The sequence below is a fragment of the Mesorhizobium sp. M0772 genome (assembly GCF_040320135.1).
Lineage (GTDB): Bacteria > Pseudomonadota > Alphaproteobacteria > Rhizobiales > Rhizobiaceae > Mesorhizobium.
Window position 1 is genome coordinate 133,448 of sequence record NZ_JAMYPB010000001.1, and the last position, 22,610, is coordinate 156,057.

The following is a 22,610-nucleotide window of genomic DNA, read 5'->3' on the forward strand; positions in this document are numbered from 1 at the left end:
TCGTAGCGATCTCTGGTCCACGCATGCGCCGCCCCTCACCCTTGCCCTCGCCGCGTGAAGGACGGGGAGAGGGGGGCGTCAGCGTTAGCGCCAAGCCTTTCAGCACCCGCGGGCAGCGAAGGAAGTTCACGCATTCCAGAGCCCCTTCTTCTTCATCTCCTCCATCTCGCGCCCCGCCCGTTCGCGCAGGCGTGCGTCGCGCAGCAGCTTCTCCACCGCGGCGTCGTCGGATTTGTCGGAATAGCGGAACTCCGAGTCGGCGTAGCGGTTGATCTCCTGCATGACCATGTCCATCGAGAACGGCCCCCGCAGTTCCTCGATCATGGCCTTCTTTTCGTCGTAGCCCTTGTGCATGAAGACTTCCGGCTTCTCGAACCAGTCGTCGGGCAGCTCGATGTCCATGGCGCGCATCTTGATGGCGTCGGTGACGTTCTTGATGGCTCGGCCGGTGAAGCGCGGCTCGGCATCCTTGATCAGGTGCAGATAAGTGCCGATGTCGGCCATCGATTTCGGCGCGCCATTCTCCTTCATGTAGCGCTCATAGACCTTCATCAGCCCGTCTTCCTGAGGCTTCTCGTGCTCCTCATAGGCTTCGGTCACCGCACGCTGGATCTCCTGCGCGGCGTAGAGCTTGTGGTCGCCGAGTGGGATCTTGTGGTTCTTGCCGGCAAGCAGGACGAAGATGTCGATATAGTCGTCGCGGCTCTGTGGGCCGTCGACCAGCCAGCGGGCCCCGGCGCGCTGGCGCAGCGCATCGTCGACATTTTCGGGATAGTTGGAAAACATGCCGAACGAGCAATTGCCGCGCACCACCGTGCCGGCGCCGGCAAAGGCGTCCATCAAGACGCCGGTGATTTCCTGTTGGCCGGCCGAGGCGCGGTCGTCGGAGCGGCGGGCCGCCACCTGGTCGATGTCGTCGACGGTGCCGAAACCGATGACGCGTGGGTTCAAGACATTGTTGATGAACTGGCGGCAATTCTGGCCGGATTTGCCCTGGTAGGACGAGATCTGGTCGACGCCGAAATTCTCATAGGCGAAGGGATAGCCGGCAACCTGGCAATAATTGTTGACGAGGCCGGCGATCATCTGGATCAGCGTCGTCTTGCCGGTGCCCGGCGCGCCATCGCCGATGAAGGTGAAGAGGAAGCCGCCGAGCTCGACGAACGGGTTCAGCTCGCGCTCGAAATCATAGGCCATCAGCATCTTGGCGAGCTTGACCGACTGGTATTTGGCGATGTGGTTGCCGACGACCTCTTCGGGCTTCTTGAAGGTCATCACCAGCGGTTTCGAACGCTTGCCGGGCGCGACGTCGAAGCCGTCGAGGGTGAAATCGTCGGCGTCGATGCGGATATGGGCGTTCTCGAACGGACCGATGCCGTCGAAGCGGCCTTTGCGGGCCAGCAGCCCATCAATGGCGACCCGTGCAAAAGCTCGCGCGCGCGTCGTCAGGTCGCCATCGTCCTTGGAGTCCGCAATCGCCTTGTCCAACCCGGCGACGATCGACTTCACCGCGTCCTGCGGCGTGTCGAACAGGAAGTCCGGTTCGGGGATATCGTTGGGAGCCTCGCCGTCGCTGTCGATCAGCTGGAACAGGTAAGAGGCGAGGCTGAAGGCTGAAACGTAAGCCGAGGCTGACAGAAGCTTCTTGAAGGTCGCCGCCTCATCGCCCTCAAGAGGCGCGCGGGTGTTCTTGGCCTGGAGGCTTTCGAGGTCGGAGCCCTCGGCGAAGACGTCGGAGATGGCGAGCGCAATCGCCAGGCCGCGGCGGGCGCGGAACAACAGCGTGTGCTGCGGGATGCTCATCAGCTGGTCGTCGGGATGGATTGCGGCCACGGTCTTGGTCAGCTCGACCTCGCGTGTGCGGCGCACCGAGCCGACCGAGACGGTGGAGACGAAGCGGCGGTTGGTGCCGGCAAGCGCGGTGCCGGATTCGCGTGAAGGATCCTCCAGCACGACGACGCGAGTGATGAAGCTTTGCGCGGTTGCGCGGTGCTTTTCGATAGCCGCTTCCGGAATGGTGGTCAGGCCGGTGTCCATGGTCAGCTCCTCATAGGAATACTTTTGCTGGCCGACGAATCGCGCGCCTGGCGAGCGGCGTCGAGATACATATCCAACGTCTGGTCCAGCCTGTCCAAAAGCAACTTGTCGAAGGCGGCATGGCCGCCGCCGCGTTGATCGATCTCAAGGGCGGCAATGTAGGCCGGACGGTCCTCGGGACGAATCGCTACCGGCGGATAGCCGGCGCGCGCCAGAATGAGGTTCATCAACAGACGTGCCGTAAGACCATTCCCGTCGTTGAAAGGATGAATGCCGACGAACCGTCTATGCGCTTCGAAGGCGGTCTTCGGCGTGTTGCGTGCCGCGCCCAGCCAATGGGAAAAAGCTTCCATGAGGGCCGGGACTTCCGTCGGCGTCGGAAAATTGTGAACACCGGCATCGGTATTCACATAGCGGGCGCTGTCGGCATAGCTGCCTGCAATCTCGGGCCTGGAATTCGCGACAACCAGGTGGTGGAGGTTACGGATATGGGCCTCGATTATCGGCATGTCGCGTTGCGAGGCGATTTCCAGCACCCAGTTCAGTGCTCGCGCATGATCGACTGCCTCCAGATGGTCCTTAAGGGGCTTGCCGCTGATCGTGATGCCCTTCTCGAGCACCAGGGCTGTTTCCCCGGCAGTCAGCGTGTTGCCTTCGATCGCATTGGACGTGTAGGTGATGTCGATGCGCTGGCTGTGCTCCAGACCGTCCAGCGCGCCGGCCCGGACAGTCTTTCTCAGAGCATCAAGCTGTTTCTTCTTTGCGAGGACCGCTGGCATCATCGGCCAGGCCTCGGCTCAGCTTGGCGATTGGCGTCACAAGCGAGACTCTTACACATCTGAAATCACCTGCCCATTTGACAGGATGTGAACCTTGTAGCCGGAAAAGATCTTTTGAGCTTCGCCGGCGGCGTAGAGTGCTTGATAGGCTTCGTGCGGGATCAGGGCGTGGTTCTCGTAGCTCGACACACCCTGGCGCGCGGCTTCGAGATCGTCGGTGTTGATAAAGAATTCCTGCGTGGTCTTCTCGCTCGAAAACAGGCCCTTGCGGCCGGGTTTCTCGCCCTTGGAGTAGACCTCCTGGATGGTCCAGGTGAGCAGCCAGGCATTTTCCGGTTTGCGCACCTTGGCCAGCACCTCGGTCACCGTCGAATTGTTGTCCGTAATGCCTGCGGAATAAAAGGGGCCGAGCACGACGCGGCGCAGCTGCTTAGGGTGCAGCGGCTCGAAATCCTTGTCGAGATTGACCGCAATCGTTGCGGGGGAAAGCGTGTAGGCGGAATTCTTCTCGGTGAAATCGTCGAAGCGATGGGCGAGTTCGGGGTTGAGCAGGCCGTCCACCGGCAGCGGGATGTCGACCCGTTCATTGAGCTTGCCGCTGCTGTCAACGAGCTGCCGGATCATGCTTTCGGAGGAATCCTCCACCGTCACCATGTAGACCAGCGGCAGGTTGGCGCTGCCGTCGAAGCTCGCCCAGTGCACGAGGTAATAGGGGCGCCCGGTCTTTGGATTGACCGAGACCTTGGCCGTCTGCGCCAGCGAGAACGGGCCAAAAGTCTGTTCGCTCTTGACGTCCTCGAGATAGAGCCGCTCGGCCATCGACTTCTGCAGCGCTTCGGGGAATTCCTTGTGGCGCAGGATGAAGTCGGCCATTTCCTCGCGCAATTCGCCGGCCAGCGGAATGTTGGCCAGCCGCGCCTCGGCCTGGCGGCGGTCGTTTTCCAGTTCGAGCAGGTTCTGGAAGACGGGATAGCCGCTGTCGGCGCGCGAAATGCGGAACGTGTCCATGAAGCCGAGCCGGTTGCGCCAGCAGGAAAACGATTTGTCCAGCCGGGCAATGTATTCGGCGACAATCTTGGCGACGATGCCGTGCCGGTAAAGCGGCGAGCGGTCGTCGCGCATGAACACTTCGAGGCCGCTGAGTGCCGCCGTGATGGCGGAAAAATAGCGCGCCGCCGCTTCGTTTTCGGGAGTCATGCCGGTGTGCCCGCGTGCAGCCGCTCCTTACGACTGCACGTAGTTGGCCGAATTGTGCTTCTTCATCACGTCGTCGAAACGGCGGGCGAAGGCGTCGTCGGCGAGCTTCTTGCGGCGCTGGATGTCGGAGCTGGCGACCATGTTCTTCTCGTGCATTTCGAGGAGATCGCCGATGTGCTTTTGCGAGGCGGCGCCAATGCCGGCCATGGTCTCTTCGGCGGTGTTGTCAACCTGGCTGCCCAGCGTGTTGATCTTGTGGGCGACATCCTGCTGGGCGGCGGTCTTCAAGGAATCTTCCAGTGCCTTGTAGAGCACGATGCGCTGCTCGGTATCGATGGTCAGCTTGTTGATCAGCGTCGACTGCGCTGCGATCTGATTGTTGAGCGAATCGACGAAGGTCTGGAACATCGAGGTGTAGCGTTCCAGCGTCTGGCTCTCGGCCAGAAGCTCCTGCTCCTTGGCTTGCTTTTCATTGTATTCGGTCGCCAGTTTCGAGCGCTCGCCCTCAAGCTGCGTGCGCTCCTTCTGACTGGTAGAAGCGGCGATCTTGTTTTCGATGTCGAGCAGCAGCGGATTGACCTCCTCGATGCGCTTCTGCACCGCCTCGAGGTTGGTCATGGTGACCTTGCGGCGCTCGATCACCTGCGACAGGCTGTTTTCCGAGGTCTTGTAGCGCTGGTCGAGGACCTCTTTCTGCGCTTTCAGGATGCCGACGATGGTGTCGGACTTGACCAGAAGCTCCTGCAGATTGCCGGCCAGCGACATGTTGCGGACGCGGTCGGTGCGCATGCGCTGCTTGCGTTGCGCCGAGAAGACGCCGACGAAGCTTTCCCAGCCGGTGTAGTTCTTCATGCTCTCGAATTCGGTGCCGAAGACGTTGGTGGCGTCTTCCAGCCCGATGATCAGGTCGGCAATGTTGCCTTCCATCACCTTCTGCTGCTTCAGCACGTCCTCGATGCGGGCATTCTCGATGTCGAAATTGGCGTCGCCGATCTTCTTGTCGGCGGTGGCCAGCGTATCAAGCACCGTGCCCGACTGCTCGATCTTGGAGCGCATGTCCTGCACGACCTGCCTGGTCTTGGCAATTTCGGCATCGAAATTCTGCAATGTCGCCATAGGGGCCTCCCGCTTCGGCTTCCGGTCGCTGGCTGCGAACAGCGGCGAATATATGTGGGGTATCAGGGGATTGAAAGACGCAAGACAAGACCCGCCCCGAAAACAAAAAAATGCCTGGTCGTCTTGAAAGGCAATGAAGGCGGGGTCATGGCGTGATTAACCAGCCGGCCAAGTATTGTTCAATTGTCATTGAACTTTGACGGCTGCGAAGAAGTCGATCTCGGACAGTGTGGGTGTGCTGAATTCAACAGACGGCTCAATGAGTTGCAAGCGCGAGACAGCTGGCGGAAGCCGTCGCCATCACGCTACGCATCGCGCCGTTCAAGGCTTCGGATCGGCCTTCAGATAGGCGATGACGTTGGCGATGTCCTCGTCGCTGCTCAGGCCGGAGAAGCCCATCCTGTTGCCGGGTACTTTCAGCTTGGGAGCGCCGAGATAGGCTTTGAGGTTGGCTTCGTCCCAAACGAGGCCGGCCGCGCCGGCGTCCTTCATGGCCTGCGAATAGTTGAAGTTCTGGGCAGTGCCGGCGGTGCGGCCGACGATACCGAGGAGATGCGGGCCGACCTTGTCGCGGTCGCTTGCCGCCTCGTGGCAGGCCATGCAGCGGTAGAACACTTTCTTGCCAAGTGCTGCATCGCCGTCGGCCAGCGCGGCGAGGATACCGGCCAAGTAAATGACAAGGCCTGATGAAATGGCTCGAAGCATGGCGGTTCCCGGCTGGCTCTGGCTGAGGGCAAAATAGGCTGCAGGCCTTAACAAACGCCGTATGCCGGTGGATAGCAGCCGGGCTCAATCCGTGCGCGGGATCGCCGCGACCGCCTGCTTGACCTGCTTTTCAATCGCCGCCGACGAATGATTGTCGCGCACGAAAGCGCGGCCGATCTCCGCCATCTCGGCGGCCGCTTGCGGGCGTGTCGCGAGATCGATGATTTTCAATGCCAACTTGCCGGCATCGTCGCTGGACAGGAAATGCCTGCCCGCCTGCAGGCCAAGCCCTTCGACGGCCTTTTCGGTGGCGGCGACGACAAGGCCCGCCGCCATCGCCTCCAGCACCTTGATGCGGGTTCCGCCGCCGAAGCGCAGCGGGATCGGCGCATAGCCGGCACGCCCAAGCAATTCCGGCAGATGCGGTGGGTTCTCGATCAACCGCAGACCATGCCTGGTGCATAGACCGCGCACGACATCGCGCGGGTTTCTGCCGGCGACGGTGATCGACCAGGGCCGGCCGGAAGCGGCGAGGCGCGGCGCCATCGCGCGGCCGATCTGCTTGACGGCGTCGATGTTGGGGAAATAGCCGAGATGCCCGATGAAGCACAGGCTGAGCTCACTGAAGCGCTCGGCAGCAATCGGCAGGGAAAGCACGCTCTCGTCTGGAATGGGGTTGGCGACGAACCTGACGTCGTTGACGGGGCCGAGAGCGGACAGAAGCGCTTCGTCGGCCCGCGAACAAACCCAGACCTGGTCGGCCAGGGCAGCCGCACACCTGTCGGCTTCGCGCGCCTCTGCCTTCCTTCGCCTGTTTTGGCGCCAGTCACGAATTTGCTGCCACAGCGTCAGGCCGGCGATCCGGTCGGACACCGTCCGGGAATCGATGTTGTGCTGGTCAAGGACAGTGCGCGCGCGATGCTTCGGCGCCAGCGTCAGCAGCTGCGAAAGCACGATCTCCTCGATCACCACGAGATCGGGCGCGAATTCCCTCCAGATGGCGTCGGCTTCGGCCAGCTCGTCGTCCGGCATCATATGCACGGTCGGGTGCGGGCTGCGCCTGCCCCAGGGCGCCCTGCCGCGCGCTGCCTCGATGATCCGGTGACGGATGTTCGGCGGTGTGGAGGGTGCCGGGGCGCCAGTCAGGCTTACCGTCAGGACCTCGCCCATCGATGCCAGGGCGCGTGCATTGGCGGCGTTCCGGATCTCGCCGCCGGAGACCGGCGGAAACGGGCAATCAACTGTGAACTGCAGAATTTTCATGTTGTCCCGGCCGTTCAGCCTCTGGTGAAGCCAATGAAATCGTCGGGCGCGGCGCGGCCCATTTCCTCTTCCCAGTGGCGGCGGCAGAGCGAGATATAGACGTCCTTGCCGATCGCCACCTGTTCGCCTTGTCTGGCCACCTTGCCGTCAGCGCCGAGACGCACGACCATCGTCGCCTTGCGGCCGCAGCGGCAGATGGTGCGCACTTCGCGCAGATCGTCTGCGATGGCCAGAAGCGCTCGCGAACCGGAAAACAGATTGCCCTGGAAATCGGTGCGCAGGCCGTAGCACATCACCGGGATGTTCAGCCGGTCGGCGATACGGGCGAGCTGCCAGACCTGCTCTTCCTCGAGAAATTGCGCCTCGTCGACAAAGATGCAATGCACCGTCGTATGTTCGTGATGCTCGGCGACGCGAGCGTAGAGATCGTCGCCGTCGCGGAACATCTCGGCCTCCGTCTCCAGGCCGATGCGCGACGAGATCAGCCCGGTGTCGCCCTTTCTGTAGTGGCCGGCGACGAACAGCATCGTCGTCATACCGCGTTCGCGATAATTGTAGGACGCCTGCAGCAGCATTGTCGTTTTGCCGGCATTCATCGTCGCATAGTGGAAGTAGAGCTTGGCCATGCCGTCCTTTTAAGCCGAGTTGGCGCGGCGCGGGGAGAGGGCACCGCTGCATTTGATGGGAAAAGCCGTCTGCAATCGAAAAAGCGGCGGGCGTGTCGCTGTTTGGCCAGTCCGCGCCGTTGATCGTGATTGTCTTAGCGCTTGAAACCACACCAGAATGGTGTTTGGCTGACGAAACAAGGCGGGCAGAGAAACCGTAACTACGCTTCGCCAAAGAATCACAATGGGAGACTGCCAATGTCGCGTATGAACACCTTCGTCGCCGGCCTCGGCCTGGCGACTTTTCTGTCCACGAGCGCTGCACTTGCCGGCGATCCGGAGAGCTGCAAGGCGGTGCGCCTTTCCGATGTCGGCTGGACCGACATCCAGGCAACCACCGGCGTCGCTTCGGTGCTGCTCACCGCGCTCGGCTACGAGCCGCAGACGATCCAGCTATCGGTACCGGTGACCATGGCGTCGCTGAAAAACAAGGATCTCGACGTCTTCCTCGGCAACTGGATGCCGTCGATGACCAACGACATCAAGGACTACACCGCCGATGGTTCGGTCGAGACGATCGGCACCAACCTGACCGGCGCCGGCTACGGCATCGTCGTACCGACCTATGTCGCGGAGGCCGGCGTCAAGTCGCTGACCGACATCGGCAAGTTCAAGGACAAGTTCAACGGCAAGATTTACGGCATCGAGGCGGGCAATGACGGCAACCGCATCATCCTCGACATGATCAAGAACCCGAAGGACAATCTCGAAGGCTTCGAGCTGGTCGAGTCCTCGGAAGCCGGCATGCTGACGCAGGCCGAGCAGTCGATCAAGAACAATGAGTGGATCGCGTTCCTCGGCTGGACGCCGCATCCGGTGATGGGCGCCATGAAGCTCACCTATCTCGACGGCATGGGCGACAGCGGCTTCGGCGCCGCCACCGTCTACACCAATGTGCGCAAGGGCTACACCACCGAATGCCCGAATGCCGGCAAGTTCATCGCCAACCTGAAGTTCAACCTGGACATGGAAGGCGAGATGATGGACGCGATCCTGAAGGGCGGCGACGCCAACACGGTCGCAGCCGACTGGCTGAAGAAGCACCCTGACGCGGTTGCGCCGTGGATTGCCGGCGTCACCACCTTCGATGGCGGCGATGCGGCAGCGGCGGTCAAGACCGCGCTCGGAAGCTGAGCCGACTAATTCGGCCAAGCCGAACCAGGAAGGGCAGCCAATCTAGAAAAGGCTGCCCTTTTTCATATCCTGTGAGAAGATGACCTAATGAGAGCGGAGGCCGGAAGCAGGCGGTCTCTCGCATGAGAGGGGCGATATGGATCCGATTTCGAAATTCATGGTCGATCACAAGATACCGATCGGCGCCTGGGGAAAGGCGTTCTTCGGTTTCCTCACCGACAATTTCGACACCGTGTTCAGGGCCTTCTCGAATGGCCTCAATTTCCTGCTCGACGGGCTGGTTGGCATCCTTTTGATGGTGCCGCCGGTGCTGCTGGCGCTGATCATCGCCATCATCGCCTGGCTGCTGCAGCGCTCGCGCCCGCTGGCCATAGGCGTCTTTCTCGGCCTGATCTTCATCATCAACCAGAACCTCTGGAAGCAGACGGTGCAGACGCTGGTGCTGGTCGTGGCGGCCGCCGCCATGGCGATGGCCATCGGCGTGCCGCTCGGCATCTGGGCCGCGCACAAGCCGAAGGTCTACCGCATCATGCTGCCGGTGCTCGATCTGATGCAGACGCTGCCGACCTTCGTCTACCTGATCCCGGTCCTGACCCTGTTCGGTCTCGGCAACGCGCCCGGCCTCATCGTCACCATCATCTTCGTCATCCCGACTGCGGTCCGGCTCACCCATCTCGGCGTCGTCTCGGTGCCGAAGTCGATCATCGAGGCAGGCGAGGCGTTCGGCGCCACCAAACAGCAATTGCTTTGGAAGGTCGAGCTGCCCTCGGCCTTGCCGACCATCATGGCCGGGCTGACGCAATCGATCATGCTGTCGCTGTCGATGGTGGTGTTTGCAGCACTGATCGGCGCCGGCGGCCTCGGCACTGAAATCAACCGCGCGCTCGGCTCGCGCCGCATCGATCTGGGGCTCGAGGCGGGCCTCGCGATTGTCGTACTCGCCATCGTGCTCGACCGAATGACGCGTATCGGCGTTGGAGGCAAGAAATGACCGTCGCCGTCGATTTCAAAAATGTCGATATCGTCTTCGGGTCCGACCAGGCCGGTTCGCTGGCGCTGATCGATGGCGGCGCCACGCGCGCCGAAATCCTCGAAAAGACCGGCAATGTGCTGGGTTGCGCCGGCGCCAGCCTGACCGTCCATGAGGGCGAAATCTCGGTGCTGATGGGCCTGTCCGGCTCGGGCAAGTCGACCCTGCTGCGGGCAGTCAACCGGCTGAATGTGGTGTCGCGCGGCCAGGTGCTGGTCAGGGACGGGGACAATATCGTCGATGTCGTGACCTGCGATCAGGCGACGCTGCGGCGGCTGCGCCAGAAGCAGGTGGCGATGGTGTTCCAGCAGTTTGGCCTGCTGCCTTGGCGTACGGTGGAGGAGAATGTCGGCCTTGGCCTCGAACTTGCCGGCGTGCCGGAGCAAGAGCGCAAGGAGCGCGTGCAACGCCAGCTGAAACTGGTCAATCTCGACCAGTGGTCGAAGAAATACGCGCATGAACTGTCCGGCGGCATGCAGCAGCGCGTCGGCCTGGCCCGTGCCTTCGCCACCGAGGCGCCGATCCTGCTGATGGACGAGCCGTTCTCGGCGCTCGATCCGCTGATCCGCACCAAGCTGCAGGACGAATTGCTGCAGCTGCAGGCGGAGCTGAAGAAGACCATCATCTTCGTCAGCCATGATCTGGAAGAGGCGCTGAAGATCGGCACCCATATCACCATCATGGAAGGCGGTCGCATCGTGCAGACCGGGGCGCCGGAAGACATCGTGCTCAAGCCCGCCAACGACTATGTCCGCGACTTCATCGCCAATGTGAATCCGTTGTCGGTGCTGACCGCCTGGAACGTCATGCGCGACAGCCGCGACCTCGAGCACGGCGATAATGGCTGGGTGTGGCTCGACCGGCGCAAGACGACGCGCTTCAAGATCGACGAGCACGGGCTGGTGGCGGCGGCGGAACGCGACGGCAAACCGGCGGTATGGGTTTCATGCGCCGATGTCGAGGCGCAGCCGGAGGAGACGGCGCAAGTGTTCTGGGCCAATCCCGGGACCTCGCTGAAGACGGTGATGCTGGCCATGCACCGCTCGCAGACGGCACCCGTGGCGCTGTTCGACGACCAGTCGCGCTTTGTCGGGGCGATCGGCATACGCGACGTGCTGAGCGCGGTGTTGCGGCGCTAGATCATGATGAGATTTGGTTGAAATCTCATCATGATCTAACCCTTTGTTGGAGCATGATCTTTTCCAAAAACCGGTACCCACTTTTTGGGATCATGCTCTAAGCCAGACCGATGCGCGTGGCGCCGAGCTTGAACAGGGCTGTGGCATCCCGGTCGAAGCGGAAGGTGTGGATGAAGTCGTCCGCACGGTAGTCCGGAAGCGTCTTGCGGATGGCGGCGGCGAAGTTTTTCGCCTCGTCCAGCCGCCCAGCCAACGCCAGGCAGTGAGCGGCGATCGACAGGATGATGACATGGGCGTTGGGGCGGGCAGCCGCTTTCAGCGCCCATTCGGCTGCCTCGTCGAACTGGCCGAGGCGGACATGCGCCATGGCGCGTGCGCCCAGCATGCCGAACAGCATCGGGTCGAACGGCGACAGATGGCGCGAATGATCCGACGACCCGATCGCCGCTTGCGGGTCGCCCGACTGCGAATGCACGAAGGACAGCGCATAGTGGCCAAGCGCGAAGTTCGGGCTGAGGTCGACGGCTCTTTGCAGTTCGAGCACGGACGCGTCACCCTCGCCGCGCAGCCACAGCGCCCGGCCCATCGCCCAGTGCGCGGCGGGATTATGATCGTCGACCAAAAGGCTCTGGCCGGCCGCCTCAAAGGCAAGCACGCTGTCCTGGTCGCGGTCGCCCCAGCGCTGGAAGGCGCTCTGCCAGTGGGTGAAGGAGAGGCCGGCATAGGCGCGGGTGAAGGTCGGATCCTGCCTGACAGCAATGTCGAAGAAATGCCGTGCGAGGTCGTTCTCGCTGCGGGTGAAGCGATACATGTGCCAGAGGCCGCGATGGTAGGCCTCCCAGGCGTTAAGTGAATTGGGCGCTTTCAGCATGGCGCGGTTGCGCTCGACGGTCTCGATCTCGGATGAGACCGAGGCCACGATGCTGTTGCCGATATCGTCAAGCACGGCGAAAAGATCGTCGGGCTTGCGCTCGAAGGTCTCGGCCCAGACGATCCTGGCTGTGCGGACCTCGACGAGCTCGACGGTGACGATCAGGCGGCCGGTCAAGCTGCGCACCGTGCCGGTGGCGACATAGTCGACATTCAGCCTTCGGCCGGCATCTTCCGGCGCGATGTTCCTTTCTGCCAGCGCAAAGACCGAGCCCCGGGCGATGACAAAGAAGTCCCTGAGCTTGGCGAGGCGGGTGATGATGTCGTGGGTCAAGCCATCGGCCAACCCGCCACGAACGCCGCTGCCGGCGTCTTCGCCAAATGGCATCACGGCCAGCGCAGCCTTGTGCGGCGTCGCGGCTTCGGTGGCGGCAAGCGCGATCGGACTGTGGCCCGCCACCGGCGCAACCGCAGGCTGTGCCGGCAAAGTGGCGCAGTGACGTTCCGCGCGAATGGCAAGCCACGCCTGGCGCACGGGGCCGAAATCCAGCTCTTCCGATTGGAAGAGCGATGCTGCTGCGGCAAGATGGTCCTCGCAGGCACGGAACTGGCCGCGCCGCGCCAGCCTCACCAGGAGTGCGACATGGGCGCTGCTGTCGAACGGGGTCAATTCCAGCCATTTTTCGAGATGGGCGGAGACGTCTTCGGAATCGGCCGGCAGCGTCTTAACCAGATGTTCCAGTATAGCCGCGTGGCAGGAGCCGAAACGGCGGCGCTGCGCGGTCAGCCAGCTGTTGAAGAGAGGGCTGCGGTCGATCTCCAGCCCTTCGAGGAAGTCGCCGACGAACAGGTCGGAGAGCAACCGCAGTCGCGTCGGCTCGAGCGTTTCGATGCCTGCGGCAGCCGCCGCCGCGACATCCAGAACGTCGACTGAGATGCCGTCGAGGTCGAGCGCGATCGTATCGCCCGATGTTTCGATCCTGCGGCGGCCCGGTTCGTCGAGCGCGGCCCGCAGCTTGCTCAGGCACCAGCGAAGCTCACTCCTGGGATCATTTGGAACATCCCACAGCAACTCGCAGAGCTTGCCACGTCCGACCGGATGGGGCGCCAGCGCCAGATAGGCCAGCAGCGCGCGCAGCTTGCGCGATGCCGGCAAGACCACCGGGACGCCGTCGCGCGCAATCGTCGGCGGCCCAAACAGGCGCACGACAACACCTTGATGGCTGCTCGCCAGGCTCGATTCCACGCCAGATACCACGCCTGCTCCCACGCTGACCTGCCGGCCCCTGCTTTACCACCGAGCACGACAAAGTGCACCCGGCTCGCAAAATTTGTGCGCCGAATGTGGTGTTTACCACACTGCCGCACGTCAAGGACCTGTAGTGCGGCAAGGTGTCGAAATCTCGCCGCCCAAACCGCCGGTGTGTAACCGGCCCGTGAGCAAGAACCAGGAGTCTACCATGTTGCATCAGCAGAAAATCAGAACCACGGCCGGCCGCGGCCGCCTGTTCGACAGCATTCTCGACACCATCGGCGACACGCCGGTCATCCGCGTCAACAATCTCGGACCGGCGCACGCCACCATCTACGTCAAGGCCGAGTTCTTCAATCCGGCGGCGTCGGTGAAGGACCGGCTGGCGCTCAACATCATCGAGGAAGGTGAACGCACCGGCGCGCTCAAGCCGGGACAGACCATCGTCGAGGCGACCAGCGGCAACACCGGCATCGGTCTTGCCATGGTCTGTGCGCAGAAGGGCTACAAGCTGGTGGTGACGATGGCCGACAGTTTCTCGGTCGAGCGCCGCAAGCTGATGCGGATGCTGGGCGCCAAGGTGGTGCTGACGCCGCGCGCCGAGAAAGGCTTCGGCATGTACAAGAAGGCGGTGGAACTGGCCGAAGCCAATGGCTGGTTCCTGGCCCGCCAGTTCGAGACCAAGGCCAACGCCGACATCCATGAAGCAACCACGGGACGCGAGATCGTCAATGATTTCGCCGGCTCGCGGCTCGACTATTTCGTCACCGGCTACGGCACCGGCGGCACCGTCGCCGGCGTGGCGCGGGTGCTGCGCCGCGAGCGGCCTGAGACTCGGATCGTGCTCACCGAACCGGTTAATGCGCAGCTTGTCGGCAGCGGCAAGCCGCAGATGCGTGGCGCCGGCGGAGCGCCGGCCGCCAGCCATCCGGCTTTCGAACCGCACCCGATCCAGGGTTGGACGCCGGATTTCATTCCCAGCGTCCTGCAGGAGGCCATCGATGGCAACTTCTATGACGAGGTGATGCCGATCGCCGGGCCGGAGGGCATGAAATGGGCCAAGGCGCTGGCGCAGCAGGAAGGCATCTTCACCGGCATTTCCGGCGGTTCGGCTTTTGCCGTGGCGCGCCAGATCGCCGGCACAGCACCGGCCGGATCGGTGATCCTGTGCATGCTTCCCGATACCGGTGAACGCTACATGACCACGCCTTTGTTCGACGGCATCGAGGCCGAGATGAATGCGGAAGAGCTTGCTCTCTCGCGCTCGACGCCCGGTTGCCGGTTCCCGGCATGATGGCGGGGGGGCAATCTCCATGGACGCGATGCCTGTCACCTCGGCTGCCGAGGAAACGCTTGACCCCTCGGACTGGGCCGATGTGCAAAGCCTGTCGCATCGGATCGTTGACGATGCCGTCGCTTACCTGCGCGATGTCAGGCAACGGCCGGTGTGGCAGGAGATGCCTGGAGATGTAAGGGATTTCTTCACCGCCTCGCTGCCGCAATCGCCGACCCCGCTTGCCGACATCTATGGCGATGTCGTGGACAAGGTGATGCCCTATCCGATGGGCAACATCCATCCGCGCTTCTGGTCCTGGTATATGGGGTCGAGCAATTTTACCGGCGCGATCGGCGATTTCCTGGCGGCAATCCAGGGCTCCAATCTCGGCGGCGGCAACCATGCCGCCGCCCTGATGGACGGCCAGGTGGTCGACTGGTGCAAGCAGATGATGGGCATGCCGGCTTCGGCCAGCGGCACGCTGGTCAGCGGCGGCTCGATGGCCAACATCATCGGGCTCACCGTGGCGCGCAACACCAAGGCCGGCATCGACGTGCGCGAGCACGGCGTTGGAGCAATCGAAAAGCCTTTGCGTTTCTATGGCTCGGACCAGGTCCATTCCTGTCACCGCAAGGGGATGGAAGCGCTCGGTCTCGGCAACAAGGCGCTGCGCCGCATTGCCAGCGACGCCGGCCTGCGCATCGACATTGAAGGTTTGAGGACCGCGATATCGGAAGATCGCGCGGCCGGGTTCAAGCCGGCCTGCATCATCGGCAACGCCGGCACTGTCAACACCGGCGCCATCGACGATCTGCAGGCGCTGGCCAAGCTGGCGCATGAGGAGGACCTCTGGTTCCATGTCGACGGCTGCATCGGCGCGCTGATCGCGATCGCGCCTGAGAATGCACATCGCGTCGCCGGCATCGAATGGGCCGATTCCATCGCGCTCGATCCGCACAAATGGCTGCATGCGCCTTTCGAGGCAGGCTGCGCGCTGGTGCGGGATGCCTTGGCGCATCGCAAGACCTTCGCGGTGACGCCGGAATATCTGGAGTCGACACCGCGCGGCCTCGCCTCCGGCCAATGGCTGCACGATTACGGCCTGCAGACGTCACGCGGCTTCAAGGCATTCAAAGTGTGGATGGCGTTGCGAGAACACGGCGTCGAAAAATTCGGCCGCCTGATCGACCAGAACATTGCGCAGGGGCAGTATCTCTCAGGGCTGATCGCGGCCGAACCAGCGCTCGAACTGACGGCGCCGACCAGCATCAACATCGTCTGCTTCCGCTATCGCGCGGATGGTCTCGATGGCGAGCGCGCGAAAGCGCTCAACACCGAGATCATGCTGAGGCTGCAGGAAGACGGAACCGCCGCCATTTCCGATACCACGGTGCAAGGCCGGCATTGCCTCAGGGTGGCGATCAACAACCACCGGACCCGGCGCGAGGATCTCGACCTTCTCGTCGCCGAAACGGTCCGCCTGGGCAACGAGATCGCTTCTGCCTGACCGGCCATGGGGTAGTTCTCAGCCGCTGGCGGCCTCCTTTAAATCGCCCTCCGTAGCGGGAAACGTCACGCCGGGAAGGTAAAATGTGATCGGCCGGATTTCGTAGACTGCCGAGGGATTCACGCGGCGCAAGTCGCGCGCAGCCGCAATCGCCGCCTCCTGCGTGGCGCAGTCGAGGACATAAAGACCCAGCAATTGTTCCTTGGTCTCGGCAAACGGCCCGTCGATGACGATGCCGTCTCCCGGACCACGCAGCGTGACGGCGTCGGCGGTCGCGCCCAGTCTTGCCGCCGGCCCGAGCTTGCCTTCGCGGGTCAATCTGGCATTGACCTCGAGCAGGTCGTGCATCAGCGCCGCATCCTGCTGCGGCGTCAGGGACTGGATGGTCTGTTCGACGTGATAGGCCAGGATGGCGTAAAACATGCGGCGATCTCCTCCTGTTCGAGCGGCCGCACTATTGCAAGGGCGGGTTGGTTGATCCACCACCGGTGCCCAGCGAGACGCCAGTCTGCTGCCTTATGCCGCCAGCGGCAGGCTGAGCTCCGTCAGCAGGCCGCCGCGAGGATGGTTGGACAGGTTGACATCGCCGCCGGCGGCACGCGCAATGTTGCGGGCAATGGTCAGGCCTAGCCCGAGACCGCCGGTCTGGCGGTTGCGCGATTGCTCCAGCCGCACGAAGGAACCGAACACCTGGTCGAGCTGCGCCTGCGGTATGCCCGGCCCCTCGTCGCGGATAACCAGCGTGACCGTGCCGTCCGACTGCCGCAGGCTGACATGGGCTTTCTTGCCGTAGGTCACGGCATTCTGGACCAGATTGTTGACGCAGCGCTTGAGCGCCACCGGCCGCGCCATGCAGATCATGCCACGCGGCCTGGCGCCGTCATGGTCGAACGTGACGTCCTCGAAACTGTCGGCGATCGATTCCACCAGCGACCAGAAATCGATCCGCTCGCTCTTCTCCTCGGTGACTTCGAAGGTGGCGAAGTCGATGACGGAGCTGGCGATGCTCTCGATGTCGGCGAGGTCGTGGGCCAGCGCCTCGCGCGCGGTCGATCTGCGCAACAGTTCGAGGCGCAGCCGCATGCGGGTCAGCGGCGTGCGCAGATCGTGGGCGAGCGCGGCGGCCAGATGTTCGCGGTCCTCGACATAGTCGCGCAGCCGGACCTGCATGGCGTTGACGGCTTTGGCCGCGGCGCGGATTTCGCGGCTGCCGGTCTCGGCGATCGGCGGGCTCTTCAGATCCGTGCCGATCCGGTTGACCGCCGTTTCCATCATCCGATAGGGCGCCGTCAGCCGGCGCAGCGACCAGATCGACATGATCACCACCAGGGCCGCGATCAGCGAATAGAGCGGCAGGCTGTCGAAGCTCAATATCGGTCCGACCGGCGTGTTGGGCTCGGTGAAATTCAGCCATTGGCCGTCGGCGAAGCGGACAGAGGCCGTCAGCTTGTCGCTCTGGGCGAAGCTGGCCGCCAGCGATAACAGGTCGCGCTCCACCGCGCCAACATCCTTGGTCACGGCCACACCGCCAGGCGCGTTGGCTGCCTGGGTTGCCGGATCGCGCCGGACGCGGGCGTCGGTGATGCCGAATTTCGACAGCCGCCCGACCAGAATGTCCTCGAGCTCGGCCAGTTCGTCGTCGCCGGCGATCGACGAGGTGACCGCGGGCGTGTCCGAAACGGTGAGCGCATAGGTGGCGTTGAACAGACCGGAGGCCGTCAGCTTGCGCTGCTCCGGCGTGTCGTCATGCATCAGCTGCACCAGCGAATAGGCGCGGTCGTTAAGCCGGTAGAGATCGACCTCGTCATTGGCGACGGCACGATCGCGCGAGACGATGTAGAGCGTGGCGACCTGGCTGATCAGCAGGCCGGCAATGACGATGAGCAAAACCCAGACCGGCAGGGTTTGCGGCAGGAAACGTCTCATTCGGAGGTGGTCTCGGGCAGGAACTGGTAGCCGCCGCTGCGCACAGTCAGGATCAGTTTCGGCGTCTTGGGGTCGTCTTCCATCTTGCGCCTGAGACGGCTGACCAGGATGTCGATACTGCGATCGAAGGAATAGTCGCTGTCACCGCCGGAAAGCTCGATGAGCTGGTCGCGGGTGAGCACGCGCTGCGCGCTTTTGACGAAGGTCTGCAACAGGTTGAACTCCGCCATCGTCAGCTCGACCCTGACATCGCCCGGCGCCATCAGCCGCCGGCGCGAGCAGTCCATCGTCCAGCCGGCGAAATGGTAGATCTGCTTGGTGGTGGCGCGCTTCGGCTCAGCAGCACCATTGCGCCTCAAAACGGCGCGGATGCGGGCCAGCAGCTCGCGCGGATCGAAGGGTTTGGGCACATAGTCGTCGGCGCCCATCTCCAGGCCGACGACGCGGTCGGTGGTCTCGGTCACCGCCGTCAGCATGATGATCGGCGTCGAGTAGCTGGCGCGCAGGTCGCGGCAGAGCTCCAGCCCGCTCTTTCCTGGCAGCATCACATCAAGCACGATCAGGTCTACCTGCGTGCGGCGCAGTATGTCTTCCATCTCGACGCCGTCGGCGGCAACCGTGGTGCGCAGGCCGCGCTTCTGGAAGAATTCCTGAAGCAGGTCGCGAATGCCCTTGTCGTCGTCGACGATCAGTATGTGCGCATCGGATTTCACGGCGATCCTGTCATTGCTGGCGGCCGGTCGGCGGCTGCCTTCTGAGTCTGCTTCTGTGGCGTCACCCACACGATAGAATTCTGGCCACATGTTGGCCAGCGGCGATGATCGCCCGCAAAGCCGATTTGCCAGAAACAATTCAGAAACAAAATTCTATAGTCCGGAAAAACTCCCGAAAAAAATCAAGGGCATAAAGGGTGCCGTGGCGGTCAGGACATCGGCTGCGACGCGAAGTCTCCGGAGTAACGGACATCACCAATGCACAGGTTCACGATCAGCTTGATGGGTGCGCTGCTCAGCATTCCGCTCGTCACAGCCGCGGTCGGAGCCACAACCGCAAAGGTGACGCCGATCACAAGGAGCGAGCGCTGCATCGATCTCAATCGCCAGGTAGACGAAGCCCTTGAAACCCATGCCGCGGCAACGCAGGTCACCGCGGCGAAAGCACTGCAAAGAAAGGGAAACCGGTTCTGCGCCAACAAGAAACAGGCACAGGGTATCCGGATGCTCGCGAACGCTTTGAAGCTGCTTGGAGTGACACCGATCGACCCGGTTCAGTGACACTCGAAACTCGACCCGCACAAAGAAGGAAATGAAGCCATGAAAAAGTCCATCCTCTCCGCCACCGGTCTCGCCGTCGCTCTCGCTTTCGCAATGCCGGCTCTGGGCAATGCCGCTGCCACCACGACCGCTGCTCCGGCTGCTTCCACGACCACCGCTCCGGCGACCACGACCGCCAAGCCCCCGGTGAAGAAGGTCGTCGCCAAGAAGCCCGTCAAGAAGCACAAGAAGGCGAAGAAGGTCGTCAAGACGGACGCCCCGAAGGCCTGATCCAGACAGCCAACAGGCTTGTCTGTAACAAGGCCGCTCCAGCACCCCCCCGGCTGGAGCGGCCTTGTCGTGTGAGTGCATGATTACCCGTTGATGGGTGCCGGCCACCCAGGACTTTAACCCGTTTGCAATGCCGGTCCGGTAGGATAGCCCGCATGAAGAAGCGGCTTTCATCCATTCTGCGCTCGATGGCCATCGGCGGCCTTGTGGCCTCGGCAATGGTCAGGGTGCTGATCCAGTTCACCGCCAGCCCGGTGCCCGATCCGGTGAGCGGGCGCACGGAGCCGTCGCTGTTTGCACCGGCAATCTCCAGCAGCTGGCAATACATCACACCATGGCAAAGCCTGCTGCTTACCGTGATCACCGGCGCGGCGCTGGCCTGCTTCTTCGGCTGGCTCGCGGTCGCCTGGGTCGAATACAAGGCGGCCGGATCAAGGCCGGATGCGGCATCCAGCGCACGGCAATTCCAGGCTCGTCGCGTCGCCGATCGCCAGAGCCGTTGAACCGCAGCGTACAGTTCCTAAATTTGTGAACGGCAGCACTTCCGGGAAGCCGGTTTGGCGCGCCGATCAAAATGGACGACGGCTTTCCCCCATGACAAAGTGAGAGCGACCCCTCGCGCGATACCGGTTCCCGATGCCTGAAATCAGTTCCAAACCCCGCACCAAGACGAAGCCGCGGACCGAGCGGCCGAAGCTCTACAAGGTCATCCTCATCAATGACGATTTTACGCCGCGCGAATTCGTGGTGACGGTGCTGAAGGGCGAGTTCAAGCTCAGCGAAGACCAGGCTAACCGGGTGATGATCACCGCGCACCGGCTCGGCGTTTGCGTCGTTGCCGTCTTCACCAGGGATGTCGCCGAGACCAAGGCGACACGGGCCGTCGACGCGGCCAAGGCCAAGGGGTACCCGCTGCTGTTTACGACGGAGCCGGAGGAGTAGGTTGAGCGTCTTTCTCCCCGTATAGTGACGGAGAAGGGATCCTTACCTTCCCTCTCTGTACCACGTCGCGCCCATGGCCAGCAGCAGCAGGCAAAGGCCGAGGAAGCCGCCGAACAGGGGTACGCGCGAGACGGCTTTGAGCACGCTGTCGTCGGTGCTGCGCAGGCCGATCCAGTCTGCGCCCGAGGCCGCACCGGAGGCGCGGACCGGGACGATGGAGGGCAGGGCGACGCTGCCGGTGAGCTGGCCAAGGGTGGAGGAGGCCGCCAGCCGGCGCACGCTGCCGCCGGTGGCCTCAGTCGGAGCCTTCAAGCGGTCCTCGGTAGAGACGACGTCGGAGAATTCCGGCGCGTTGACCGGGCCGACATGGGCGAGTGCGGTCAGGTCACCATTGCCGATCTGGTAGAGGCCGATCTCCTTGGTCTCGATGCTGCCCAGGAAAACGCCAGGTTCGGACTTCTCCAGCTTGACGATCAGCGCCTTGCCCGAAGGGGTGATCACCTGCGCCGGGCCGGGATCGTCGCTCATCGTCTGGCGGCGGATTTCCAGCATCATGCCGCGGCCGTCGGCGGTCAGCCGCTCTTCCTCGAGTTCAGGTTCCTTCATCAGCCAGTGGGCGATGCGGCGGTAAAGCTGGACATGCGGCCCGCCACCCTCGAAGCCGCGAGCCCATAGCCAGCCCTGATCGGACAGAAGCATGCCGACGCGGCCTTCGCCCTTATGATCGAGCAGAAGCAGCGGGCGGTTGTCGGCGCCCTTCATCACCACTTCGCCTTCGGGGTTCTGCACGCCGATGGTGCGGAACCAGCGGCTCCAGCGCGGCGGCTCGGTCGCCGAGCCGTCGAGGCCGCGCGTCACCGGATGGCGCTGGCCGAGATCGGTGAGGCGCGGATAGAAGGCCTTGTCGATGACTTCGCCGGTCGGCATTGCCGGCAGCGACGACATTAGCGGGGTGCGGGCAATCGAGGAGTCGCCGGCATATTCCGGCCCGGCGGCGATCAGCAGCGCGCCGCCCTTTTCGACGTATTCGGAGATGTAGTCGTAATAGAGGATCGGCAGCACGTCGCGGTGCTGGTAGCGGTCGAATATGATGAGATCGAAATCCTTGATCTTCTCGACGAACAACTCGCGGGTCGGGAAGGCGATCAGCGACAGTTCGTTGATCGGCGTGCCGTCCTGCTTTTCCGGCGGCCGCAAAATGGTGAAATGGACGAGATCGACCGAGGCGTCGGATTTCAGCAGATTGCGCCACGTGCGCTCGCCGGCATGCGGTTCGCCGGAAACCAAAAGCACGCGCAAGTTCTCGCGGATGCCGTCGATCAGCGCGATGGCGCGGTTGTTGGCGTCGGTCAGTTCGCCCGGCTCGCGGTCGATGGAGAGTTCAACGATGTTCCGGCCGGCGCCGGGGATGGTCACCTGCAGCGGCATCGCCTGGCCGATGGTCGCCTCTTCGACCGCGACCTGCTCGCCATTGACCGAGACGCGGACATCGACCGGGCCGGTTTCGCCGTCGGTGGCGATGACGCGGTAGGTCATGTCGAGCGGCTTGCCGACGAGGCCGAAGCGCGGCGCGTTCTCGAAGCGGATGCGGCGGTCCTTCTCGTGCTCGTTGCCGGTGATCAGCGCGTGCAGCGGCGCATTGAAGTCGGGGGCGGCCGGCGCGTCATGCACCTCGCCATCGGTGATCATGATGGCGCCACCGATGCGCGAGGGCGGCACGTCGCGGAAGGCGCCTTCAAGCGCTGCAAAAAGCTTGGTCTCGGTGCGCTCGTCGGCGGCTTCCGACTTGCCGGCCTCGACGACGCGGACGTCGAACTGCTTGAAGCGGCCAAGGCGCTGCTGCAAACCGGCAAGCGCTTCGTCGGTCTGTTTGGTCCGGTCGCCGATATCCTGGCTCTGGCTGCGGTCGACGATGACGGCAACGACGCTCTTCAGCGCCTCGCGCTCCTCATCCAGGAAAACCGGATTGAGGAGTGCTGCGCCCAGCGCAATCAGCGCCGCGATGCGGAAGATCGCGCCGCGCTGGCGAAACCACAAGCCGACAGCCGCCAGCACCAGCAGCGGTGCGAGCACCAAAGCCAGCAAGGGCCAGGACAGCAGCGGTTCGAAGGAAATCGACCAGTTCATCGTTTACCCTCCCCCTTGTGGGGAGGGTCGATCCGCGTAGCGGAGCGGGGTGGGGGTAGGCGACAGAGCGCTAGCGCTGCACCCCCACCCCGGCTCACTGT

At 63.2% G+C, this 22,610-nt stretch carries 21 protein-coding genes; 9 read left to right on the forward strand and 12 right to left on the reverse strand.

All coding sequences use genetic code 11. From position 1 onward, the window contains the following. Positions 1 to 126: 126 nt before the first annotated feature. From NKI06_RS00620 to NKI06_RS00650, 7 genes are all read right to left on the reverse strand, one after another. Positions 127 to 2,037: an ATP-binding protein gene (locus NKI06_RS00620; RefSeq protein WP_352983488.1), complete on the reverse strand. Its 1,911-nt coding sequence runs from the start codon at positions 2,035 to 2,037 to the stop codon at positions 127 to 129. A 2-nt stretch (positions 2,038 to 2,039) separates the two neighbouring features. Beyond that, a complete protein-coding gene (locus tag NKI06_RS00625; RefSeq protein WP_352983490.1) occupies positions 2,040 to 2,819 on the reverse strand; it encodes a Fic family protein in 780 nt (259 codons plus the stop codon). Between the two features lie 48 nt (positions 2,820 to 2,867). Continuing rightward, positions 2,868 to 4,013, reverse strand: a complete 1,146-nt coding sequence (locus NKI06_RS00630) for a hypothetical protein (protein ID WP_023669989.1) — start codon at positions 4,011 to 4,013, stop codon at positions 2,868 to 2,870. Positions 4,014 to 4,040: 27 nt separating this feature from the next. Continuing rightward, complete coding sequence (locus NKI06_RS00635) at positions 4,041 to 5,129, reverse strand: hypothetical protein (protein WP_023669990.1); 1,089 nt, start codon at positions 5,127 to 5,129, stop codon at positions 4,041 to 4,043. Positions 5,130 to 5,450: 321 nt separating this feature from the next. Next, complete coding sequence (locus NKI06_RS00640) at positions 5,451 to 5,834, reverse strand: c-type cytochrome (RefSeq protein ID WP_023669991.1); 384 nt, start codon at positions 5,832 to 5,834, stop codon at positions 5,451 to 5,453. A gap of 84 nt (positions 5,835 to 5,918) precedes the next feature. Further along, entirely contained in the window at positions 5,919 to 7,097 is a 1,179-nt protein-coding gene (locus NKI06_RS00645; RefSeq protein WP_023691608.1) for a glycosyltransferase, read from the reverse strand. A gap of 14 nt (positions 7,098 to 7,111) precedes the next feature. Continuing rightward, a complete protein-coding gene (locus NKI06_RS00650) occupies positions 7,112 to 7,723 on the reverse strand; it encodes a thymidine kinase (protein ID WP_023683669.1) in 612 nt (203 codons plus the stop codon). Between the two features lie 237 nt (positions 7,724 to 7,960). Here NKI06_RS00650 and NKI06_RS00655 point away from each other — a divergent pair, with 237 nt between their 5' ends. The 3 genes from NKI06_RS00655 to choV all read left to right on the forward strand — a co-directional run bounded on the left by NKI06_RS00655 (position 7,961) and on the right by choV (position 11,065). Beyond that, on the forward strand, positions 7,961 to 8,896 hold the full coding sequence (locus tag NKI06_RS00655) for a choline ABC transporter substrate-binding protein (RefSeq protein WP_023686157.1): 936 nt from the start codon (positions 7,961 to 7,963) through the stop codon (positions 8,894 to 8,896). Positions 8,897 to 9,032: 136 nt separating this feature from the next. Continuing rightward, the gene (choW, locus tag NKI06_RS00660; RefSeq protein ID WP_023669995.1) at positions 9,033 to 9,887 is read left to right on the forward strand and encodes a choline ABC transporter permease subunit; all 855 of its coding nucleotides are present in this window, start codon (positions 9,033 to 9,035) and stop codon (positions 9,885 to 9,887) included. Continuing rightward, complete coding sequence (choV, locus tag NKI06_RS00665; protein WP_023749796.1) at positions 9,884 to 11,065, forward strand: choline ABC transporter ATP-binding protein; 1,182 nt, start codon at positions 9,884 to 9,886, stop codon at positions 11,063 to 11,065. The genes choW and choV overlap by 4 nt, the downstream gene beginning before the upstream one ends. Before the next feature lie 97 nt (positions 11,066 to 11,162). Here choV and NKI06_RS00670 read toward each other — a convergent pair whose 3' ends face one another. After that, positions 11,163 to 13,193 (reverse strand): transcriptional regulator, encoded by a 2,031-nt coding sequence (locus NKI06_RS00670; protein WP_352983493.1) that lies wholly within the window; start codon positions 13,191 to 13,193, stop codon positions 11,163 to 11,165. A gap of 202 nt (positions 13,194 to 13,395) precedes the next feature. On the opposite strand from NKI06_RS00670, the gene NKI06_RS00675 reads away from it, so the two are divergent. Both NKI06_RS00675 and NKI06_RS00680 read left to right on the forward strand, forming a co-directional pair. Continuing rightward, on the forward strand, positions 13,396 to 14,481 hold the full coding sequence (locus tag NKI06_RS00675; RefSeq protein WP_352983496.1) for a PLP-dependent cysteine synthase family protein: 1,086 nt from the start codon (positions 13,396 to 13,398) through the stop codon (positions 14,479 to 14,481). A 19-nt stretch (positions 14,482 to 14,500) separates the two neighbouring features. Next, complete coding sequence (locus tag NKI06_RS00680) at positions 14,501 to 15,970, forward strand: pyridoxal phosphate-dependent decarboxylase family protein (protein ID WP_352983498.1); 1,470 nt, start codon at positions 14,501 to 14,503, stop codon at positions 15,968 to 15,970. A gap of 18 nt (positions 15,971 to 15,988) precedes the next feature. Here the strand turns inward: NKI06_RS00680 and NKI06_RS00685 are convergent, their stop codons facing one another. The 3 genes from NKI06_RS00685 to NKI06_RS00695 form a co-directional block, all read right to left on the reverse strand. Beyond that, on the reverse strand, positions 15,989 to 16,393 hold the full coding sequence (locus tag NKI06_RS00685) for a YciI family protein (protein ID WP_023828130.1): 405 nt from the start codon (positions 16,391 to 16,393) through the stop codon (positions 15,989 to 15,991). 93 nt (positions 16,394 to 16,486) lie between these two features. Next, a complete protein-coding gene (locus NKI06_RS00690) occupies positions 16,487 to 17,896 on the reverse strand; it encodes an ATP-binding protein (RefSeq protein ID WP_023670001.1) in 1,410 nt (469 codons plus the stop codon). Further along, positions 17,893 to 18,609: a response regulator gene (locus NKI06_RS00695; protein ID WP_023670002.1), complete on the reverse strand. Its 717-nt coding sequence runs from the start codon at positions 18,607 to 18,609 to the stop codon at positions 17,893 to 17,895. Before NKI06_RS00695 ends, NKI06_RS00690 begins: the two co-directional genes overlap by 4 nt. A 258-nt stretch (positions 18,610 to 18,867) precedes the next feature. Between NKI06_RS00695 and NKI06_RS00700 the strand changes: the two genes are divergently transcribed. From NKI06_RS00700 to clpS, 4 genes are all read left to right on the forward strand, one after another. Further along, positions 18,868 to 19,170, forward strand: coding sequence for a hypothetical protein (locus NKI06_RS00700; protein ID WP_023683677.1), 303 nt, complete (start codon positions 18,868 to 18,870; stop codon positions 19,168 to 19,170). A gap of 39 nt (positions 19,171 to 19,209) precedes the next feature. Then, positions 19,210 to 19,440 (forward strand): hypothetical protein, encoded by a 231-nt coding sequence (locus NKI06_RS00705; protein WP_023670004.1) that lies wholly within the window; start codon positions 19,210 to 19,212, stop codon positions 19,438 to 19,440. Between the two features lie 155 nt (positions 19,441 to 19,595). Next, positions 19,596 to 19,943: a hypothetical protein gene (locus NKI06_RS00710; RefSeq protein WP_023670005.1), complete on the forward strand. Its 348-nt coding sequence runs from the start codon at positions 19,596 to 19,598 to the stop codon at positions 19,941 to 19,943. A gap of 133 nt (positions 19,944 to 20,076) precedes the next feature. Further along, positions 20,077 to 20,382, forward strand: a complete 306-nt coding sequence (gene clpS, locus NKI06_RS00715; protein ID WP_023670006.1) for an ATP-dependent Clp protease adapter ClpS — start codon at positions 20,077 to 20,079, stop codon at positions 20,380 to 20,382. Positions 20,383 to 20,424: 42 nt separating this feature from the next. On the opposite strand, the gene NKI06_RS00720 is transcribed toward clpS, so the two are convergent. Continuing rightward, a complete protein-coding gene (locus NKI06_RS00720) occupies positions 20,425 to 22,509 on the reverse strand; it encodes a hypothetical protein (protein WP_352983503.1) in 2,085 nt (694 codons plus the stop codon). Positions 22,510 to 22,610: the final 101 nt, after the last annotated feature.

Coding starts and splice junctions, on each gene's coding strand:
- NKI06_RS00700 (WP_023683677.1), top strand. CDS start 18,868: ATGCACAGGTTCACGATCAGCTTGATGGGTGCGCTGCTCAGCATTCCG.
- NKI06_RS00655 (WP_023686157.1), top strand. CDS start 7,961: ATGTCGCGTATGAACACCTTCGTCGCCGGCCTCGGCCTGGCGACTTTT.
- NKI06_RS00685 (WP_023828130.1), bottom strand. CDS start 16,393: ATGTTTTACGCCATCCTGGCCTATCACGTCGAACAGACCATCCAGTCC.
- NKI06_RS00705 (WP_023670004.1), top strand. CDS start 19,210: ATGAAAAAGTCCATCCTCTCCGCCACCGGTCTCGCCGTCGCTCTCGCT.
- NKI06_RS00645 (WP_023691608.1), bottom strand. CDS start 7,097: ATGAAAATTCTGCAGTTCACAGTTGATTGCCCGTTTCCGCCGGTCTCC.
- NKI06_RS00710 (WP_023670005.1), top strand. CDS start 19,596: ATGAAGAAGCGGCTTTCATCCATTCTGCGCTCGATGGCCATCGGCGGC.
- clpS (WP_023670006.1), top strand. CDS start 20,077: ATGCCTGAAATCAGTTCCAAACCCCGCACCAAGACGAAGCCGCGGACC.
- NKI06_RS00625 (WP_352983490.1), bottom strand. CDS start 2,819: ATGATGCCAGCGGTCCTCGCAAAGAAGAAACAGCTTGATGCTCTGAGA.
- NKI06_RS00690 (WP_023670001.1), bottom strand. CDS start 17,896: ATGAGACGTTTCCTGCCGCAAACCCTGCCGGTCTGGGTTTTGCTCATC.
- NKI06_RS00650 (WP_023683669.1), bottom strand. CDS start 7,723: ATGGCCAAGCTCTACTTCCACTATGCGACGATGAATGCCGGCAAAACG.
- NKI06_RS00630 (WP_023669989.1), bottom strand. CDS start 4,013: ATGACTCCCGAAAACGAAGCGGCGGCGCGCTATTTTTCCGCCATCACG.
- NKI06_RS00635 (WP_023669990.1), bottom strand. CDS start 5,129: ATGGCGACATTGCAGAATTTCGATGCCGAAATTGCCAAGACCAGGCAG.
- choW (WP_023669995.1), top strand. CDS start 9,033: ATGGATCCGATTTCGAAATTCATGGTCGATCACAAGATACCGATCGGC.
- NKI06_RS00675 (WP_352983496.1), top strand. CDS start 13,396: ATGTTGCATCAGCAGAAAATCAGAACCACGGCCGGCCGCGGCCGCCTG.
- NKI06_RS00640 (WP_023669991.1), bottom strand. CDS start 5,834: ATGCTTCGAGCCATTTCATCAGGCCTTGTCATTTACTTGGCCGGTATC.
- NKI06_RS00620 (WP_352983488.1), bottom strand. CDS start 2,037: ATGGACACCGGCCTGACCACCATTCCGGAAGCGGCTATCGAAAAGCAC.
- NKI06_RS00720 (WP_352983503.1), bottom strand. CDS start 22,509: ATGAACTGGTCGATTTCCTTCGAACCGCTGCTGTCCTGGCCCTTGCTG.
- choV (WP_023749796.1), top strand. CDS start 9,884: ATGACCGTCGCCGTCGATTTCAAAAATGTCGATATCGTCTTCGGGTCC.
- NKI06_RS00680 (WP_352983498.1), top strand. CDS start 14,501: ATGGACGCGATGCCTGTCACCTCGGCTGCCGAGGAAACGCTTGACCCC.